This is a genomic window from Micromonospora sp. DSM 43699, assembly GCF_055517075.1.
The window spans coordinates 1-1,553 of record NZ_JBTMMT010000142.1 but is presented as its reverse complement, the minus strand read 5'-3'; the positions used below and the strand labels follow the sequence as shown (position 1 = coordinate 1,553).

Genomic DNA, 1,553 nt, shown 5'->3' with positions numbered 1-1,553 from the left:
CGGAACGTGTCAAGGGATTGAGGCCAACGGGAGTTAAGCGGCTTGTCGTTGTGGCTCGGGTTTGTTGATCCAGACCTGTTGGGGCAGGTCGAGGATCTTGGGCAGGGGTCGGGTGGTGCCGAACCGTGCCGGGTGCGCCGTCCGGGCTGCGGCGAGGGTGTCCTCGCGGTGGGCGCGGACGGCGTGGTGACGGCTGTGGTGGACGTCGGCGGGGGTGTGCAGGCCGATCCCGGAGTGCCGGTGGGCATGGTTGTACCAGGTCACGAAGCCGGTCATGAACGCCCGCGCCTGAGCGAGGGACGCGAACCGGTCCGGGAAGACCGGCGCGTACTTCAACGTCTTGAACCAGGCCTCGCTGTACGGGTTGTCGTTGGACACCTTCGGCCGGGAGTGCGAGCGGGTCACGTCGAGGTCTTCGAGCAGGTCAGCCACCGATTTCGACGTCATCGACGTGCCCCGGTCGGCGTGCACGACGTGCGGGACGCCATGGACACCGAACACCTCGCGCATCATCGACTCCGCGAGGGGGCCGGACTCGCGGGCGTGCACACGGGCGCCGACGATGTACCGGGAGTAGATGTCGATCATCACGTAGGCGTCGAAGTACGAGCCCTTGACGGGACCCGCGAGCTTGGTGATGTCCCAGGTGTAGACCTGCCGCGGCCCGTCAGCGACCAGCTCGGGACGCTGGCGAGCCGGGTGCCGGGCCAGCCGGCGACGCTCGCGAACCTGCGCGTGCTCGCGCAGAACCCGATACATGGTGGCGATCGAACCGACGTACACGCCCTGGTCCAGCAGCGCCGCATAGATCTGCGCCGGAGCGGCGTCGACGAACTCCGCACTGTTCAACAGCCGCAGGACCTGCTCACGTTCGGCCGGGGTGAACGCGTTCGCCGGCGCTCGCCGCACCGGGCGTGCCGGTGTCGGCCGCCGCCGGTCGCGCTCAGCGCTGGACCTGGCGATCCCGGTCAGCCGCTTCGCCTCCCGCGTCGTGATCCCCGCCCCGGTCAACACGTGATAGGTGTCCATCAGCGTCTGCCGAGCCCGAACACGTCCGGACCGTCCGGCTCGCTCCTGGAGATGTCCTCCAAGAGCTCGCGCGCTTTTCCCATGATCGTCAACGCCGTCTCGGTCCGCGCCAGTTTCACCTGCGCCAACTCCAGCTCACGGCGCAACCGGGCGATCTCGGCCTGCTCCGCCGACGGCCTCCCGACCGTCTCCCCAGCCGGCTTACCCTGCAACAACCCGCCATCGCGGGCCCGGCGCCATTCCGACATCAGCGACGAGTACAAGCCCTCCCGCCGCAGGAACGCACCGCCCTCACCAGCCGCGACGGCCTGCTCATACCCGGCCAGCAACTCCAGCTTCTGCCCCGGCGTGAACGACCGGCGCGCCCGCGGCCCACCTGAACACGGACCCTTCTTGCGACTCATGACCCCATCCTGGGCCGTCACGACGTCAACAGCAGTATTCAACGCTTCTCGATCCTGAACTCGCCCTGTCCGGCGGACTTGCTACGAGCCGCTGGCCCCAACTCACCCTGACAGACAGGG

General features: G+C 68.4%; 1 protein-coding gene. It reads right to left on the bottom strand.

The features are described from left to right. Positions 1-33: 33 nt before the first annotated feature. Positions 34-1,433, bottom strand: a protein-coding gene (locus AC0AIB_RS30930; RefSeq protein ID WP_465098035.1) for an IS3 family transposase whose coding sequence is annotated in 2 segments (ribosomal slippage) — positions 34-1,100 and positions 1,100-1,433 — 1,401 coding nt in all. Because the reading frame shifts where the segments join, the coding sequence is not laid out codon by codon here. Positions 1,434-1,553: the final 120 nt, after the last annotated feature.